Source organism: Chrysanthemum yellows phytoplasma, assembly GCF_000803325.1.
GTDB classification, from domain to species: Bacteria; Bacillota_I; Bacilli_A; order Acholeplasmatales; family Acholeplasmataceae; genus Phytoplasma; species Phytoplasma asteris.
The window spans coordinates 1-352 of the sequence record NZ_JSWH01000070.1 but is presented as its reverse complement, the minus strand read 5'-3'; the positions used below and the strand labels follow the sequence as shown (position 1 = coordinate 352).

The window sequence follows — 352 nt, the reverse complement described above, 5'->3', positions numbered from 1 at the left end:
GAAATTTTGAGCTAAAGAGTTTCTGTACATATCAAGAGGCACAAAAATACTTTTTTCCCCTATTAAACGATTAGATATATCTTTTTTTATTTCTTCTAAAGTAGTTGAATCGTCTAAAATCCAATTAACAATAGCTATTTTAAGAAAATCATTTCTTCTTTTATCGGCAGGAATTAATACTTTTTCTTTAAAAATATCAAAATCTTCTTTTCTATATTCTTCTTTTACTGATATTTCTTGTTTTTGTTCTTTATTGCTATTAGAAACATTACAAGCAAAAGTATTATATTTTGAATTTGTTAAAATGTAACTTAGAGAAAATAAAATTAAACAAAACAAAATTTTTTTATTA

General features: G+C 21.9%; 1 protein-coding gene. It reads right to left on the bottom strand.

Features of this window, described 5'->3' with window-relative positions; all coding sequences use genetic code 11:
• On the bottom strand, window positions 1-339 hold a 339-nt coding region (locus tag OL66_RS00890), incomplete at its 3' end, for a hypothetical protein (protein ID WP_156956347.1).
• Window positions 340-352: the final 13 nt, after the last annotated feature.